This is a genomic window from Blautia wexlerae, assembly GCF_013300825.1.
In the GTDB taxonomy this organism is placed as follows: domain Bacteria; phylum Bacillota; class Clostridia; order Lachnospirales; family Lachnospiraceae; genus Blautia_A; species Blautia_A wexlerae_B.
In genome coordinates this window covers 62632-80112 of the sequence record NZ_JAAIMY010000005.1, presented here as the reverse complement: position 1 = coordinate 80112, position 17481 = coordinate 62632, and the positions used below count along the sequence as shown (strand labels likewise).

15 protein-coding genes are annotated in these 17481 nt (G+C 41.2%); all 15 read right to left on the bottom strand.

Annotated features, from left to right (window positions below; genetic code table 11):
• Complete coding sequence (locus G4417_RS04390; RefSeq protein ID WP_173682797.1) at positions 1–1230, bottom strand: ABC transporter ATP-binding protein; 1230 nt, start codon at positions 1228–1230, stop codon at positions 1–3.
• Positions 1231–1341: 111 nt separating this feature from the next.
• The gene (locus G4417_RS04385) at positions 1342–2157 is read right to left on the bottom strand and encodes an ABC transporter permease (RefSeq protein ID WP_173682752.1); all 816 of its coding nucleotides are present in this window, start codon (positions 2155–2157) and stop codon (positions 1342–1344) included.
• Between the two features lie 12 nt (positions 2158–2169).
• The gene (gene rfbC, locus G4417_RS04380; RefSeq protein ID WP_173682751.1) at positions 2170–2724 is read right to left on the bottom strand and encodes a dTDP-4-dehydrorhamnose 3,5-epimerase; all 555 of its coding nucleotides are present in this window, start codon (positions 2722–2724) and stop codon (positions 2170–2172) included.
• Between the two features lie 20 nt (positions 2725–2744).
• Positions 2745–4016 carry a D-alanyl-D-alanine carboxypeptidase family protein gene (locus tag G4417_RS04375; RefSeq protein WP_173682750.1) on the bottom strand — a complete coding sequence of 424 codons (1272 nt, stop codon included), beginning with the start codon at positions 4014–4016 and terminating at the stop codon, positions 2745–2747.
• Positions 4017–4070: 54 nt separating this feature from the next.
• Positions 4071–5201 carry a dTDP-4-amino-4,6-dideoxygalactose transaminase gene (gene rffA / locus G4417_RS04370; protein WP_173682749.1) on the bottom strand — a complete coding sequence of 377 codons (1131 nt, stop codon included), beginning with the start codon at positions 5199–5201 and terminating at the stop codon, positions 4071–4073.
• Positions 5194–6204, bottom strand: a complete 1011-nt coding sequence (locus tag G4417_RS04365) for a glycosyltransferase family 2 protein (RefSeq protein WP_173682748.1) — start codon at positions 6202–6204, stop codon at positions 5194–5196. The genes rffA and G4417_RS04365 overlap by 8 nt, the downstream gene beginning before the upstream one ends.
• Positions 6205–6284: 80 nt before the next feature.
• Positions 6285–6629, bottom strand: coding sequence for an EamA family transporter (locus G4417_RS04360; protein ID WP_173682747.1), 345 nt, complete (start codon positions 6627–6629; stop codon positions 6285–6287).
• Positions 6622–7011, bottom strand: coding sequence for a DMT family transporter (locus G4417_RS04355; RefSeq protein ID WP_173682746.1), 390 nt, complete (start codon positions 7009–7011; stop codon positions 6622–6624). Before G4417_RS04355 ends, G4417_RS04360 begins: the two co-directional genes overlap by 8 nt.
• A gap of 15 nt (positions 7012–7026) precedes the next feature.
• On the bottom strand, positions 7027–8214 hold the full coding sequence (locus G4417_RS04350) for an ATP-grasp domain-containing protein (protein ID WP_173682745.1): 1188 nt from the start codon (positions 8212–8214) through the stop codon (positions 7027–7029).
• A 2-nt stretch (positions 8215–8216) separates the two neighbouring features.
• A complete protein-coding gene (locus tag G4417_RS04345) occupies positions 8217–10322 on the bottom strand; it encodes a pyridoxal-phosphate dependent enzyme (protein ID WP_173682744.1) in 2106 nt (701 codons plus the stop codon).
• A 100-nt stretch (positions 10323–10422) separates the two neighbouring features.
• Positions 10423–11868, bottom strand: coding sequence for a glycoside hydrolase family 25 protein (locus tag G4417_RS04340; protein WP_173682743.1), 1446 nt, complete (start codon positions 11866–11868; stop codon positions 10423–10425).
• A gap of 273 nt (positions 11869–12141) precedes the next feature.
• Positions 12142–14757, bottom strand: coding sequence for a L,D-transpeptidase family protein (locus tag G4417_RS04335; protein WP_330598148.1), 2616 nt, complete (start codon positions 14755–14757; stop codon positions 12142–12144).
• Between the two features lie 255 nt (positions 14758–15012).
• Positions 15013–15276 carry an HPr family phosphocarrier protein gene (locus G4417_RS04330; protein ID WP_173682742.1) on the bottom strand — a complete coding sequence of 88 codons (264 nt, stop codon included), beginning with the start codon at positions 15274–15276 and terminating at the stop codon, positions 15013–15015.
• A gap of 16 nt (positions 15277–15292) precedes the next feature.
• On the bottom strand, positions 15293–16606 hold the full coding sequence (locus tag G4417_RS04325) for a YbbR-like domain-containing protein (protein WP_173682741.1): 1314 nt from the start codon (positions 16604–16606) through the stop codon (positions 15293–15295).
• Positions 16581–17471, bottom strand: coding sequence for a diadenylate cyclase CdaA (gene cdaA, locus G4417_RS04320; RefSeq protein ID WP_173682740.1), 891 nt, complete (start codon positions 17469–17471; stop codon positions 16581–16583). Before cdaA ends, G4417_RS04325 begins: the two co-directional genes overlap by 26 nt.
• Between the last annotated feature and the right edge of the window lie 10 nt (positions 17472–17481).

Below are 17481 nucleotides of genomic sequence, written 5' to 3'. Positions count from 1 at the left end.
TTATCCCTCACACTGTACTTCTATTTTTGAATTCATATCATAAAATCCAACCGTATTCTTACTGGAAACCACAGTAATATTACATGCATCGTAAAGTCTGTGGAACACAGTAAAATCTCCGTCCTTATATCCTGTACATCCGAAGGACAGAAGATATTCACCGCCCTGCAGATTCATATCCTGTGTAAATGTCACAGTGCATATATCTCCTTTTCCTGACCTCTCGATCTGTACTTTCTCGAACATGGTATTGGTTCCGGTGATCTCTGTACCTTTTATATTCTTAAAGGTATATGCAAGAATAGGCTCCTGAATATCTTCATTAAATCTTGCTTTCAGCCTGATCTTAAAAGAAGTCCCCTTTTCAATAGTATTGGAAAGCATCCCCTTATCATCAAGCACTTCAAAATCTATGATCTCAGCCATACGGTTTCCATACTCCAGAAGATTGGGATTTGCCTGAAAGCTTCCATGATCTTTTTCTGTTTTCGGCGTGTTTTCTCCGCTGTCAGTTCCATTCTGTTTCACAGGGTTCTGTCCTACCAGAAGCTGCTTATACAGATCTACCATCTGCTTCGGTGAACCTTCATCCAGCTTTACACCCTTATTTAAAAGAATTACCCTGTCACAGTATTTGGATACGCTGCTCAGGTCATGGCTTACAAACAGGATTGTCTTTCCCTGTTTCTTAAACTCTTCAAATTTGTGGTAGCATTTTGCCTGGAAAAAGACATCACCTACAGATAATGCCTCATCTACCACCAGGATTTCCGGATCAATATTGATCGCAACAGCAAAAGCCAGACGCACGAACATACCGCTGGAATATGTCTTTACAGGCTGATGGATAAAATCTCCAATGTCTGCAAATTCCAGAATATCGTCCAGTCTGGCATCAATTTCTTCTTTTGAAAAGCCGATCATGGTACCGTTAAGATACACATTTTCAAGACCTGAATATTCCATATTAAAACCGGCACCAAGCTCCAGAAGTGCGGAAATCCTTCCGTCTACCTTTACTTCACCCTCTGTGGGAGTCAGCACACCGGTAATGATTTTAAGGATGGTAGATTTACCGGAACCATTGGTTCCGATAATTCCCACGCACTCCCCTTCATTAATATCAAATGTCACATCATGCAATGCATAGTGCTCTTTATAAAGTTTCTTTCTGGTAAGCCCCAGTGCTTCTTTCAGTCTGTCAGATGGCTTATCATACAATTTATACATTTTGGTGAGATCTTTCACCTGAATTACTTTCTTACTCTCCACGTTATCATTATTTCCTTTCTGCCATACCTGTTTCTCTGACACTTTCTTTATTACAGGATATCTGCCTTTTTACAGCACATCTGCAAAATGTATGCGCAGGCGTTTAAATACCCAGCTTCCAAACAGGAAACACAGAATTGTAAATACCCAGAAATAAACAGTCCATCCCGCATGTTCCCAGAACCAGTTTTTCATCAGAAATGTATCCCTGTATCCTGAAACAATATAATACATAGGATTCAGTTTCAGGATTTTCATGATCATGGGATGTCCCTGCAGAGGTGAATTCTCCACGATCCACATTATCGGAGTCAGCCAGACTCCCACCTGAAGCACAATATTGATGATCTGTGTCAGGTCTCTGAAAAAGATAACAATTGCACTTGTTGCATAGGAAAGTCCTAATACCAGAAGGAACACACATCCACTGTAATAAATGATCTGCAGATAATAGATGTCAGGAAATTTTCCATAGGCTGCATACAAAATAATGGTAAACAGCACAAAGAATGCATGTACAAACATGGCAGAAATAATCTTCACCACAGGAAGCACACTGATATTAAAAACTACTTTTTTTACCAGATAATTATATTCCAGCAGGGAATTCGTTCCCCCGATCAATGCGTCCTGAAAGAAGAACCACGGTACGATTCCTGCAACCAGGTAAAGAACAAAGGGAACTCCCAGATCTCCTGTGCCTGAACGAAAACCCACAGAGAATACAAACCAGTATACCAGAATTGTGATCACAGGCTGAATAAATGCCCACACGATTCCCAGATAGGAACCTGCATATCTGGTCTTAAAATCATTCTTCGCCAGCTTACCCACAAGACGTCTGTTTTTATAAATATCCATCGGTAATGAAAAAATCGTATTCAATCTCACGTTCTCCTATTTACGGTAATCCTTAAAGCTTCCCCATTTTGTATCTTTATCAGAAAAGCTTAATTCCATTCCTTCCGGAATCGGCCATTCAACCCCGATATCCGGGTCATTCCAGATCAGTCCGCCCTCATCATTCGGATGGTAGAAATCAGAACATTTATAGACAAATTCCGCATGGTCAGACAGAACAAGAAATCCGTGCGCAAATCCCTTGGGAATGAAAAACTGCTTTTTATTCTCCGCTGAAAGAACAACGCCAAACCATTTGCCATATGTCTCAGAACCTTCACGAAGGTCTACTGCCACATCAAATACCTCGCCGTTTACAACACGTACCAGCTTATCCTGAGGATAACTGATCTGGAAATGGAGTCCGCGGAGAACACCTTTATGAGAGCTTGACTGATTATCCTGTACAAACTCTACATCAATCCCGGCTTCTTTAAAATCATTATAGTTATAGGTTTCCATAAAGTAGCCTCTTGCATCTCCGAAAACTGTAGGTTCCACAACCTTTAAACCTTTGATTCCACCACATTCTGTAACTTTGATTTTTCCCATTTTCTTTTCCTCTTTTCTATTTATCTTCTTTCTTTTTTTACAAGTGCTATGACCAGAATGATCAGAAGCAGTACCATCCCGGCCATTATGATCAGCAAAATCTGTAACAGGCTATGTGATGTTTTTTTTTCTGTTACGGCATCTGTACTTTCTGTACTTTCATTTTCAGCCTCATCATTATCTGCCCTGTTATCAGTGTCAGGTTCTTCTGTCACGGCCGGTGTATCCGGTACCTGTGATACCAGAGGAACTGTTGCCGTTCCCACCATATAATCCCCCAGATAATAGGTTTTCTGTTCACTGTCATTGCCTGTCTGTGTATCTGCTGTCAGCGAATTTATATCTGTTCCATTTGGAACCAGAACACTTCCGCCCTCAACCTCAATCCTGCTGAAATTATCATATGCATAATCAAACATTGCTGCTGAATCAGCAACCGCATATCCCTGTTCCTGTGCCTTCATGGTAACAGCAATATAAGTTCCTGCTTTTCTCTTCACCACTGTGACAAGTGTACTTCCCGCAGCATTTGTAGATCCTGTTTTTCCTCCAATGCAGCCCTCATAATGATAGGGAGATTCCTCGGCAAACATAGGATGATGTGTATGAAGTCTTCTTGACTCACTGTTCATATTCGTCGGTTTTATCGTATAGGTCTGCTTCTTCATGATCTTTCGGAAAGTTTTATTTTTTATAGCTTCCCGCATGATAAGTGCCATATCCCTTGCAGTCGAATAATGATTATCGTCCGGAAGTCCGCTTGCATTGGTAAAATGCGTGTTCGTACATCCAATCTCTGCAGCCCTCTTATTCATCATATCAATAAAATTCTGCTCTGTACCTCCCACATATTCGGCAATCTGAGCAGCCACTTCATTGGCAGACTGGATAAACAGAGCGTAGAGACAATCCCTCATACTCATCACTTCTCCAAGCTGCATTCCGATATTTCCGGAATCCCAGGAAATATCTCTGATACCTGTTTCCGTAAATGTAACCTGATCATCCAGAGAAGAATTCTCTACGGCAACAAGGAGCGTCATGATTTTTGTGATACTTGCCGGATAACGCTGTTCATCACCACCCTTATTATATAAAAGGATTCCACTGTCTGCATCCATTAATACACCTGTATCAGAGGTAATCTCCGGACCTGTGGGCCATCCCGGGATCTGATTTGAAGAAATATCATATTTTGCATTCAGATCCACTGCTGCTGATACATCTGCTGCCGGAACTGCCAGCATACAGGCAGATAGTCCGATCAGCAGTAACCGTTTCCATTTTTTCATAATAATCTTTTAATCCTCTTTAAAACCTTCCAGTTTCCGACAGACAGATAATCGTTAAAATCCATCAAACTGATCAATGGTATCCGTCACATATTTTACATCTTCCATATCAAGATTATAAAACATGGGCAGACGAACCAGCCTTTCACTTTCTTTTGTTGTATAAACATCTTCTCCGGCGAATCTTCCGTATTTTACGCCTGCAGGTGCAGAATGCAACGGTACATAATGAAACACGGAGCAGATTCCCTTTTCTCTCAGATACCTGATCAGTCTTGTCCGGACCTCCATATCATGTACCTTAATATAATACATATGTGCATTATGAATACATTCCTCCGGCACAAATGGCTGCTCTATTTTTCCCTCTGCTGCCAGATGTGCCAGATTTCTGTGGTAATACTCATAAATTTCCATACGTTTATTATAAATCTTCTCCCTTTCCTCAAGCTGGGCAAAGAGATACGCTGCATTCAATTCACTTGGAAGATAGGAGGAACCATAATCCATCCAGCGGTATTTATCCACCTGTCCACGGAAGAACTTGCTTCTGTCTGTTCCCTTTTCCCTGAGGATTTCTGCTTTCTCCTGATATCTGTCATCATTGTAAAGCAGAGCTCCGCCCTCTCCCATGGTATAATTCTTAGTCTCATGGAAACTGTAACATCCAAAATCACCAATAGTTCCAAGTGCCTTTCCCTTGTAGAATGCATCCACACCCTGAGCAGCATCCTCCACTACCTTCAGTCCGTACTTTCGGGCAATCTTCATGATCGTGTCCATCTCACAGGCAACTCCTGCATAATGAACTGGTACGATCACCTTTGTTCTGTCAGTAATCGCCTGCTCGATCAGCTTCTCATCCATATTCATGGTATCCGGTCTGATATCCACAAATACAATCTTCGCCTGCCGTAAAACAAAAGCATCGGCAGTGGATACAAACGTATAGGAAGGCATGATTACTTCATCCCCGGGTTCTATCTCACAGAGATAGGCTGCCATTTCCAGTGCATGTGTGCAGGAGGTCGTCAGCATCACATGACCTGCGTGAAATCTCTCTTCCATCCATGCAGAGCATCTCTTTGTGTACTCTCCGTCTCCGCAGAGCATCCCTCTATGTACTGCATTCTTAATATATTCAAGTTCCCTACCTACATACGCAGGTCTGTTAAAATCAATCATCTGTTACCTCATCTGTTTTTCCTGTATTTTCCGGTCTTCCGGTTCCATCAGATATCTCAGAAGGTTCTGTTTCTGCAACCTTCTTTACATTGCGTGTCTCACGCACAACATACTGTGGCGTTTTATTAATATTAAGGATCAGCTTTCCTATGTATTCTCCAATGATCCCCAACATCAGGAAACAGATTCCAAACAATACAAGAAACGCACACATCAGAGAAGACCATCCGATCGCGATCGACGGATCCAGAAGCTTCCTTATAAAAACTACAATCGCCCCCACAAAACCGGCCGCTGAAAATACTGTTCCGAAAAAGGTTGCCAGACGCAATGGAATGACCGTAAAATTCAGGCAGGACATAAACAGCTTCAGCCCTCTGCGGAAATTGTAATTGGACTCTCCTACCTCTCTGGCAAAATGTTCGATTTCTATATTTGCGATATTATGTGTGGTGCGGAAAAAAAGTACCTGAAGAAAAATATTATACCCATCATATCTGACCACTTCATCCCTGACATACTTCCTGCAGCACCAGAAGCTGCTCATCTGGATATCCTTCGGTCTGTCCAGAAGATGCCAGAGCAGAAATCTGCTGACAGCTCCTGTGATATTCTTTATCACAGAAAATTTTCTCTGCTTAAATACCCCAAAAACAATGTCATATCCCTCTTCAATCTTTGCCAGAAACTGAGGAATCTGGGACGGATGGTTCTGCATATCATCATCCATTCCCACGATCAGATCACCTTCCGCCTGAGACATTGCTGCCATGATCGCATTATGCTGTCCAAAATTCTTTGCCAGATTAATGCCTTTCACATTGGGATAACGATCAGCCAGACAACAGATAGAGTTCCATGTACCGTCTCTGGAATAATCATTTACAAGAACAAACTCACATTCATATCTGTCCAGTTTATCAAATTCCTGTATAGCCAGTTCCACAACTTCTCCGATAGTGTGTTCTGAATTGTAACATGGTATAACAATAGATACCAACATTTCCTTTGTCTCTCCTTAATATCTGTTTATCACTTTCATATTACCGCCATATGATATGACGAAATTTTAACTTATAATATCTACAGGGAAAAAATCAGAATCCCCAGCATGATCAGTCCGATCCCTGCAAACTTTCTCTTTCCTATCTTCTCTCCTAGGAATAAATATCCCATAACCGTCACAAAAATATACCCTGCCGATTCCAGGATTGGCTGCATGGACAGGGGTATATTCTTCAGTGACAACATAGTCAGAATCACCGAACCAAAAAACATCCCGTATGCAAAAATAACCAGGGGATTGATATATTCCCGAATATGGTCTTTATAAGTTTTATTTGCCGCTTTTTTCAAAAGGATCTGAGAAACAGAAGATATAAATACCGAAAATAAAAGCAGACACACTGCACCTACGGATTTACTCATGCATCTCTCCTCCCTCATTCTCTGATTTCCGGCTGATTACCAGATAAATCCCCAAAAATATTACTGCGGCCCCTGCCAGCATATTCCATGTTATCTTTTCCCCAAAGATCAGTCTTCCCCAGATAATGCCCCAGATCAGAGTAACCGGTTTGTTTGCATATGCGACCGTCAGCGGCATCCTTTTCAATACCTGCTGCCAGATAATGGCATAGCCAAACATAATCACAAAAACCAGACCAAACCAGAATACAAACTGTATAGAAAAAATATTATCTGTATAACCGGATGCAAGCTTCGAACACACCCCGCTTAAAGAACTGAACAGAAGACTTATATGTAACAGTAAAAACAGGCTCTTTTTTTCATTTATATAATCACTCATGCTATTTTCTCACAATCAAGCTATAAATTCAATGCTAATTTTAGACAAAACCTCAACCAGACGATTCTCACATCCCTGCAGGTTTTTCCCTGTCAGAATCACCTGTCCGAGCCTGTCTCTTCCGTTTTCATAATGGCGGATTTCATCACCCGGGCTCACATTAAAAGAAAGATCGGTCAGATCCGGCTGCGGATTGTTTTCATTATGTATCTGTTTCAGGATTCCATCTTTATCAGAAGTAAGGATATGAGACAAAACTGCCGGTCTCAGGCTTTCTCCCGCAAACAGATTCTTTACATCCATATCCATGGCAAGCCTGACGATTGCTTCATAATAGTTTATTCCATAATAAAGCCCTGCGATTTCCGGCAGACAGTTTCCTCCTGCCCTTCCCGTAATTTCAATCACATAAATCTTTCCGTCCTTCTCCATCAGATCGCAGTTTACAGGACAATTATCCATTCCAAGAGCATTCAGGGCCAGAATTACCTGCCTGCGCACTTCTCCTCCGAGAGTTTTCTGCTTTCTGTATGGAACCGAATGTCCGATCGGTGTGGGCACAAACCCCGGATAATTTTCAATATTATTCGGAAGGCAATACAGAAGTTCCCCATCGCAGATCATTGCCTCACATCCCAACATCTCGCCTTCAATAAATTCTTCCAGCAGACAATAATCTTTTCCGGTTGCTGTCATTGTATCTGCATAATGAGAGTAAACTTCTTCTTTTGTATTGCATCGAAAAATCCCTCTGCTTCCCATAAGATCTACTGCTTTAAGGATTACCGGGAATTTCAGGGTTCCGACTGCTGTTTCCAGCTCTTCTCTGTTTCGTATACAGATATGCCGTGCACAATTTACGCCATTCCTTACAAACGCTTCTTTCATAAGATATTTATCTGAGCATAACTTTCCTGCTTCCGCTGAAAGCCCCTTAAGTCCCATATGTTCACAGACATATCCCACAGAGCGGATTCCCGCATCCAGACAACAGGTAGCAATTCCATTGATCTTATGTTTCTGCGCTGCCTCCAGAACAGCTTCCGGATCTGAGATATCTGTATAAGAACACTCATCTGCCAGTTGAAATCCCGGCCAGTCTCCCGGCGTACTGACAGCCACAGTTCCAATCCCCAGATCAGCGGCAGCCTTATACAGGGGAAGCTGAGAATAACTTGCCCCAAGAATCATCAGTTTCTTCATTTCTATTTATCATCCTCCAGAAAATCAAAGAATAGCGGAAGACCTCCTGTATGGAGAAATAAAATATTTTTCCCTGTAATCTTCTGCTTTTTCAGATATTCCATCATACCATAAAAAGCCTTTCCTGTATATGTCATATCAAGAGGAATTCCTTCACGGTCATAGACCTTCCGGATAATCTGCGCTACTGCTTCGGAATAAGAAGCATACCCGCCTTCCATATATTCATCTGTAAAATATATTTTCTGTTCCCAGTTCTCCGGCAGCATCTGTGAATAAAGTTCTGCATACTTTCGAACATTTCCGGCAATCACTTCTTTTCCGCGTTTCTCATTTCGGGATACGGAGATTCCTACGATTTTACAGTTATCTTCATATTTCAGGCTTCCTGCCAATAGACCAGACTGAGTAGCGTTGGTACTGGATGCAAGGAAAATATAATCGAAGAATGTATGATTTTCTTTCTCCCAGTTGTACAGTTCATCATATGTTTTCTCATAGGACCGCATAGGAATATGCTCATTTCCCTCACCCCTTGTATTTCCGTAAATATAATAGGGACGGTATCCTTTTTCCGTAAGTTCATCCATGGCCGTCTGCACAGCCTCTGCTATCGTCTGTTTGCCGCAACGGATTTCTCTAACTCCCATCCTGCGGATAATACGGCTGTTATTCGTCTCACGGTTATCCTTAATATCTTCTGTATTGTGGATCATATAACACGGAACAGACAACTGATGGCAGAGAGTTGCCAGTATCCTGCAGAGATTGGAATGATAATTCCCATAAATGATCATACTGTCACAGTGCTTCTCTTTCATATCCTCCACAAATTCCCGGGCAAACCGAACCTTATTCCCCCCGAAAGAAAACGGAAGCAGATCATCTCGTTTCATATAGAAATGATTTTCTTTGTCATAACTGCCCAGTTTCTGAACTGGTGTTTCAAATATCTGGATTGGATTCACTTCCGGTCCCGGATGCAGAAGTTTCTCCATTTCTTCCATAGAATCTGTCTGAAGAATATAAAATCCCGGTCTGCTTCCACTATCCACAATAGATGCTCCCTCCACAGCACTTTCCTGCACAATTTTTCTGACAGTCTGTGGATAATTCTCCTTTATCCGGTTCAGATTGTGGATTTCTTTCATATTCATCAGAAAACGTATGGCAGAAACATGCTGTTTCACATTCTTCTTTATCTGAGGCGGATTTCCGGCAGCTACATCTATTACCATGCCCACAAAATCCTGTCCGGAAGATAATGGCACAAGATCTGAGCCTATACAGTCACCGCCCATTCTTGAACCAATCTCAATAATTCTTACATTTCCATCTCTGTCAATACGCAGCTCACTGTGCCCTGCGCCATTCTCCACTTTCAGGGCATCCAGTGCTGCAAAAACTGTTTTCCTGATTTTCTCTTTTATCTCCGGTTTCAATGGTGCAGGTTCCAGATGTCCGACTTCTATGTAATGAGGATTTCCTGTAGTATATTTCTTTGTGACAGCCAGAAGAGTGTGTCTGCCCTGATAACTGATCGTCTCTACACTGTATTCCGAACCTTTTATATATTCCTCTATGATTGCTTTCTTTTCAAAAGACTGTTCTATTGCCCTGGAAACTGCAGCCTGCAATTCCTCCTCACATTCTACTCTGGTAATCCCACGGCTTCCTGAACGGTCTGTAGGTTTCACAATGACCGGATATCCCGGAACCTGTATTACGTCATTCTCCCCCACAACGCCAAAAAACGGAGTCCAGATCCCTGCCTTTAAAAATGCACTGCGCATCTGAAATTTGTTAGTGGAATTTTCAATACATTCTCTGCTGTTTCCCGGAAGTCCCAGTTTTTCTGCCAGATACTGTACTGTAATATTTGCCAGATCTGATCCTATGGTAGTGACTGCCTGCGGTCTGATCTGCTGACATATCTTCAGGATTTTTTCTTTTTCCGTAATGCTTATTTCATAAAAATAATCTGCATCTTTGGCTCCTGTCGCACCTTCTCTCCAGGCAAACACATGAGTTTCATATCCCATTTCATGAGCTTTCTGAATTAACGGCCTCTGAAAATCATTTGCACCTATGATCACAATTTTCTTCATATCCACTCTCCTCACATTTATGATTGCTATAGTTATTGTTTCTGTATTTCCATTTAAAAAAGACTCCGCAATTATAAGAGTCTTTTTTGTCAGGTTACTTCTATTTCTTTTTATACTGTTTCATGCAGACACCTGCGGAATTGAAGACAGATACTACTTTCCTGGAACTGGTCAGCGTAATGTTCTCGGCACGTGTTCCTGAAACTGCAGAACTGCCTTTAAAGAAATAGTATTTCTTACCTTCCAGTGTCAGCCATCCTTTATATGCTTTTCCATTTTTCTGAAAATAATAAGTATGAACTTTTCCATTCTCATTTACCTGCGTCATTCCGCTCTCATACCTGACACCATCACTTCCGAAATAGTAAATATCTCCATTTGCTCTGGTCACCCGGCGGTTTTCATACATATAACAGTATTTTTTGTTAAACCAGTAATACTTCCCGTCTACTTTTTTCATACCTTTGAGAGCATAACCGTCTGTGCCAAAATAATAGGTTTTGCCATTTATAGTTTCCCATTTATCTGATACACGATCACCATCTTCATCAATGAAATAGTATTTCTCATCTTCTTCATACAGACCACTCTCTATTTTATCCTGCCCGTTTGAAACAACTGGTTTTTTTGATGGAACATAATCAGACGCCTGTTCTTTTCTCGGTGTGACTTTTTTTGTATAATCTACATATCCAAAATTAACATCAACATCATTACCTGCCGGTATTCCGGCTACAAGTCCGCTGGTACTGTTCAGTCCGCTTTCAGTATTTCCATCTGTACATTGCCAGATAGTATAATTATATCTGTCTTTGTCCGGTGCCTGGATTGTATCTCCATATCTTGCGATCCATACATCAATTCCCGATAAAAGAGACCAGTCTATATAATTATCATACCAGTTTGTATTACAGTATACCATTGGATAGTATCCCGCCTTGCGGACCTCATTGCAGAAGGCAAGTGCCATCTGAGAAACTTTTTTTGGTGAAAGATTACTTGCTTTGGCATATTCCAGATCAAATACAACCGGATAGGAGACTTTATATCCCTGCATTTTCTCAATTGCATACTGTGCCTCCTTTAATGCCGTTTCAGCAGATAAAGCCGTACTGTATACATAGGTTCCTACAGGTACTCCTGCCTGTTCCGCTTTTATCATATTAGACTCATAAATATAATCATAATGATTCAGGCCATAAGAAATACGGACAAATGCAAAATCAATGTCTGATTTCTTTACCTTTGTCCAGTCAATATTCCCCTGCCATTCAGAAACATCTATTCCTCTTGTGATAGCTCCCGGGATAACTTTGCCGCTTCCATTATAGCAGACTCCGTTTATCTTCTTCCATGCTTTAGCATTTACTTTGCTTCTTCCCTTATCTGCAGCCACGCCTCCTGCTGCCGGTACCATTTCCTCTTCAGCTACTGTATCACGCCTGTCATAGTGTGGATTTGCCATTACCGGAGATGCATATGATCCCACTGTAATCGTGGCCGCCATCAGACAGGTCATAAATTTTTTTGTGATTTTTCTGTTCATCCTCTTCTCCTGTTCATACTTTTTTGCTGACACTTTTTCACTTTTTATGTAACTGTTCATTTTCTCCTCTGTCAGGAACTGCTGAATAGTTACTTTTTTATTACAATTTTATTAATACATTATACACGTCCCGTTACCTGTCTGCAAGTCGTGTCCTGTCTTAAATCAAATATTTTAAGAAACGCATCAGGAAAATATCCTGATGCGTTTCTTTACATCCCCATCACTGCTTATTGCTCTTCATAACTCCCGCAGGGGACTTACTTGATTCAGTTAAACCGCCGGGTCTGTCGGATCGTAATTTCCAGCTCCTCTTAATGGAGTCAGAGGTTTCTTTCCAAGAGGTCCCTTTAAGGCATCATCAGCCTTATAAGCACCGTCAAAAATGTAAATAACCGATCCGTTACAGTTATAATATACCCATTTTGCATCGCCAACGCAGGCTCTGATACATCCGTGTGATGCCGGATATCCCAGTTTATTGTATTCACCTGCCGGAAGGTTGAAAGAGTTCGCCTGACCACACGCTACAGAATGAACAAAGATTCCTCCCTGACCAGCTCTGTCTACATGAGTTCCATACTGTCCCCATGACGGTCCCATCAACGGCTGCCATCTTGAACTTCTGCTCAGCGTAAATCTTCCTGTAGGCGTCGGTGTGCCAGGTAATCCTACTGATACACGGATTGTCTTCACCGGAATTGTTCTGGCCGAATCGGCAAAAATCGTCATAACACCATTGGTTCTGTCTACCTGTACAGTATACGGTCCGGTATATCTGCTGGTCAGATCTGTGATACGGTTTCCATTTTTGTCAAAGTAATACAGCATACCATCGATCCACTTACTTGTATTAGTCACAAATCCTGTTCCATCCTGATTAATATACTTCACAGTATTTGCCGCATTACTTATAACAACCCAGCCTGTTCTGAATACTCCGTTTGAATCAATATAACCATTTACACCATTACGAGCCACAAACAAGTTGGTCTGAACTACGTAATCTTTCAGATAATAATACTTTTTATTAAATTTTTTCCATCCGTTTTTATACAGACTTCCTGTAGAAGATGCGATATACCATTTCTTTTTATAACGCACCATAGTGTTTTTGTATACTTTACCTTTATGTTCTGTAGCAGAAGAAACTTCAAACAGATAACCCTTACCATTAATTTCCACAAAACCACTTGCCAGTTTTCCTGACGGCATGAAATAGTATCCATTAGATGTCCATTTATCAGTATAATGATTTCCATTAGCATCAAAATAGAACCATCCGATAAACTTGCCCTTTGTATTTGTTATTGCATTCCATCCATGTTTCTCAACTACACGTCCGGCTACACTTCCAAAATAGTAATAATGGGTTCCTACTTTTACCCATCTCTTTTTCCATGTAGCTCTTTTGCCGCTTGATCCGAAGTAATATCTGTAATTACCAAATTTAACCATTGCGTTTTTATAAATGATACCATTACTGTCTGAACCATAGTAAGCACCGTTGGAAGCTTTCTTAAGCTTTGACTTGAGAACATAACCATTGCCATCAAGCAGATATGTAGGTGTATCTGTACCAAGTCTTGTAGCTATCACGCCACGTTTATAATATTTACCCACATTTGCAGGATTACTTCCCTGATTATAATATAACCAGCGTTCTCCTTTTTCATCATCTGCACGGCGCCATCCCTCATGGAACATTCTTCCGGGGATTATACTGTCTTCTTCAAAATAATACAGATTTGATTCTCCGTTAACAGTAAGAGTGATATCACCGGTTCTCGGTTTACCATCTTTATCCAGGCAGTAGTACTCATCATCAATCTTAAAATAACCGGTATAAGTGTCTGCTGCTTTTGCTTCTTTCTCAAGCTGCTCTACTGTTTTCAGTTTACCGTCTTTGTCATAATACTGAAAGGCAGTTCCTGTCCATTTCCACTCATTCCTTACCTGCTGACCTACAGTAGATGTATAAGGTGTAACAGTCTCACCCTCGCAGCCACTATAAATGACAGCATCATCTGTTTCTGTAAAATACATAAGATCTGCTGAAGTTTCCGCAGCCTCATCAGCAAGAACTACCGTCCCATCATCTTTAAGCTGCACTTCAGCCTGTCCGGTTACAAGAAAACCGTTTTCATCAAACAGATAATATCCTGTATGGCTCTCTCCCTTATACACTGTATTGATCTTTATGATTCCATCCATTACTGTATAGAAATCATCCTTTCCGGATGCATCCGTATCCGGTAAAGTTGTATCTGCAGTATTTGCTGTATCTGCGGCATTTGCTGTGTCTGTAACAACATCTGCATCTGACGCACTGGTTGTATCTTCTGCCACATCTGTATCTGACGCATTCGCTGTGTCTAATATAACATCTGCATCTGTTATCTCTGTGTTTGCAGAAGCTGCATTCTCTGTTCCTTCTTCAGAAACATCTGCCTTATTTTCTGAGTCCGCATTACCTGCTTGCTGTTCGTTTGCAACAGGAGCTGTCTTTTGGTGTTTCTGAAGCTTAAACTCATTTCCCTCACGGATCCAGTCTTCTGCATTTACCACAAGTGCTCCTGACGCATCTGCTGTCACTGCCTCTGACGTTGCTGACGTTATCTGAGCAGATGCCGGTGTTTCAGTACCGTCTGCTGTTGCAGAGAAGACATCCTCTGTCTGATCCTGAGGTGCTGTCTGCTCCTCTCCGGAAGTGAAGATGTCTTCAGTCACTTCTGTTTCCTGCTGCTCAGTATCATTTACTTCTTCTGACTGCTGTACAATTACATTGTCATCTCCGTCAGGAGAAGTAAATACCGCTGCTCCGGCTTCACTGACAGTTGCCATTGTCATAATCAGACTCAATGTAACTGCAACTACTCTTCTTTTCACAATAATATCCTCCTCTTTTACTTTATATTGTTACTGTCCAACTGGTGCACCGACAAGATTGTTACAAGAATCAACTTATCGTCACACTGTACACTGTCCGCATAATAGTTATATATTTACTCTCATCACTGAAAACGCCTCTCGACAGATTCCTGCCTGTGCTCAACAATTATAAATAATCTGCTATTGTGCGAAAAATGTAGGAATGTCCAGCAGCTTTAGATTTTATAACAGTTTTTAAGATTTCTTTACTGCCTATTCTCCCAATCCACTGTCAATAGCTCCTGCCAGGTTATCCAGTGCCTTCTGTTCATCAGGACCCTCGCAGAAAATTTCTATCTCATCTCCACATTTTACACATGCTCCGAGCACACTCAGCACACTCTTGGCATTGGCCATTCCTCCTCCATATGCAAATGTGATCTGTGACTGATATTTCATTGCCTCATTACACAAAATCCCCGCAGGCCTCAAATGAAGGCCTGTGGGATTCTTAACTGTTACTTTTCTGTTAACCATTTCCATGTTCCTCTTATCACTTACTGCTGTCATCTGCAGCTGTTCCGGATGAGATTACAACTTCCGTAGTCACATCTTCTACTGTCTCATATCCATCAGGCAATACAATCTTAACAGGAACTTCATAATCCCCTTCCTTTTTACCATCCAGATCTATAGATGCCTTAATATCTCTCTCAGAATCCAAATCATCCATATCCTCAGTATCTGATTTAATACGGACTGCTATCTGCGCTGTTACAAATGTCACCTGCAGATCATCCGGTTTATTCCTTACCTCGATATTCTTGGTCGGAACATCAAACTCACGGCTTCCTTCCGGCAGAATACTTACTGTCACCCATACATCTTCACTGGAATCGCTGGTCAGTTTCACATTATCGGGAAGCAGATTTTTAATATTGATTTTTTTCTCAACATCCTTCGATTCACCGGAAATATCTATGCTGTCTGACGGTATCGTGATCACATTATCATTTGCAGCCAGACTCTCCAGACCTTCTATGCTACCTGCAACACTGATCGTATCAGGAACTGTCTTTACAATACCTGCCTGATACCCTTCTGCCGGTGTTCCGACATATCCGGCTGAAATCCCTACTCCCTGCCGGATCTTCCAGAGTTTCGCCGTTACTACAACCTTTGCATTATTCTCAATCCTCAGGGAATTCATTTCAGAATCAGAAAGGACTTCCTGATTTTTATCAATAATCGTAAGATTGGCATCCTGTGTAAAATCCTGGGTATTTCCATCCAGATCAATTGCAGCATTTACCTTATCTATTTTATTTATCAGAGTCTTGGGTCCTGTAATTCTTACTTTCTCAGGATTAGCTGTAAGGCTTCCCACCTCATAATCCTTGCCCGGCTTTGTATCCCCACGACTGACATTGACCACAAATTCCTGAGTTTCTTTCTCATCAAGGTTTACACTCAGATTCTGTGGAGTAACTTTAATGTCATTTGCAGATACACCGGGTGTGGAACAATTTACTGTAATCGGAACCATTACCGGATTTGTATCCAGGCTGACTACCTGCTGCAGATCAGCTGTTGCAGAGATATCCGTAATTTTAATTTTATCCCTGACCTTCTTCGTTGCAGTAATAGCAATTTTCACGTTATCCTGATTCTGCTCCGGCATACACATTTTTCCGATCGTATCTGACGATTCTACATATTCTTTATTTATCAGTTCTACATCATTGATAGTATAATAATTGGTTCCTATGGGATTATCAATATTCATGACAATCAGCCACACTACGACAGCAACAGCGACAGACATGATTTTAAGAGGTATGTTATCCGTTATTTTTCTCTTCTTCATGTTTCATTCTTCCTTTCAGTAAATGACGAAGTTTGCTGTTGTCTACTACTTGTTTGTTCTGTGCTTTCACAAGAATTTCTCTGAGGCCTGCACTGGTCAGCCCTCTGGTCAGCCTTCCATTCTGCGCTACGGAAACCTGTCCGGTCTCTTCAGACACGATGATCGTAACGGAATCTGTCTGTTCACTGATACCCACACCGGCTCTGTGCCGTGTTCCCAGTTGTTTGCTTAATTCCATGTTATCTGACAACGGAAGATAACATGTTGCGGCCACAATCCTGTTCTCTCTCACGATCACCGCACCATCATGAAGAGGAGTATTATGTTCAAATATATTAATCAAAAGCTGACTTGTAAGGATTGCATCCAGATTAATACCTGTTCTGATATAATCGGTAAGCAGTTCATTCTGTTCAATAACGATCAGAGCTCCCGTCTTAACCTCTCCCATATCAAAACAGGCCCTTACCAGCTCACTGATTGTCTTATCAGTAAATCTCTCCTTTACTTCCTTGCCCGCGTCAAATGGTATCAGTGCCGCCATAATTTTCTTCTTTCCCAACTGTTCCAGAACTTTTCGGAGTTCAGGCTGAAAAATGACGATCACGCCTACTATCAGTGTACTTGCAAGATTTGAAAAAATCCAGAGGATTGTATTCATCTTGAAAATATACGCAACAAGAATAAACAGGAGAACAACCAGAATACCCTTTAACAGGGTATACGCATGAGTATATTTGATCCATATCATAAACTGATACACAAAAAATGCGATCAACGCAATCTGTATAATATCTATGATACCAATTTTAGGAAATGCCATTCTTGTCAATATATCTATCAGATTTCCTGATATATCCGTCATACTGTTCTCC

Bases quoted from the DNA above. Each gene is read 5' to 3' on its own strand.
- G4417_RS04390 (WP_173682797.1), bottom strand. From the start codon at position 1,230: ATGTATAAATTGTATGATAAGCCATCTGACAGACTGAAAGAAGCACTG.
- G4417_RS04365 (WP_173682748.1), bottom strand. From the start codon at position 6,204: ATGTTGGTATCTATTGTTATACCATGTTACAATTCAGAACACACTATC.
- cdaA (WP_173682740.1), bottom strand. From the start codon at position 17,471: ATGACGGATATATCAGGAAATCTGATAGATATATTGACAAGAATGGCA.
- G4417_RS04325 (WP_173682741.1), bottom strand. From the start codon at position 16,606: ATGAAGAAGAGAAAAATAACGGATAACATACCTCTTAAAATCATGTCT.
- G4417_RS04350 (WP_173682745.1), bottom strand. From the start codon at position 8,214: ATGAAGAAACTGATGATTCTTGGGGCAAGTTATTCTCAGCTTCCCCTG.
- G4417_RS04340 (WP_173682743.1), bottom strand. From the start codon at position 11,868: ATGAACAGAAAAATCACAAAAAAATTTATGACCTGTCTGATGGCGGCC.
- rfbC (WP_173682751.1), bottom strand. From the start codon at position 2,724: ATGGGAAAAATCAAAGTTACAGAATGTGGTGGAATCAAAGGTTTAAAG.
- rffA (WP_173682749.1), bottom strand. From the start codon at position 5,201: ATGATTGATTTTAACAGACCTGCGTATGTAGGTAGGGAACTTGAATAT.
- G4417_RS04375 (WP_173682750.1), bottom strand. From the start codon at position 4,016: ATGAAAAAATGGAAACGGTTACTGCTGATCGGACTATCTGCCTGTATG.
- G4417_RS04355 (WP_173682746.1), bottom strand. From the start codon at position 7,011: ATGAGTGATTATATAAATGAAAAAAAGAGCCTGTTTTTACTGTTACAT.
- G4417_RS04330 (WP_173682742.1), bottom strand. From the start codon at position 15,276: ATGGTTAACAGAAAAGTAACAGTTAAGAATCCCACAGGCCTTCATTTG.
- G4417_RS04345 (WP_173682744.1), bottom strand. From the start codon at position 10,322: ATGAAGAAAATTGTGATCATAGGTGCAAATGATTTTCAGAGGCCGTTA.
- G4417_RS04360 (WP_173682747.1), bottom strand. From the start codon at position 6,629: ATGAGTAAATCCGTAGGTGCAGTGTGTCTGCTTTTATTTTCGGTATTT.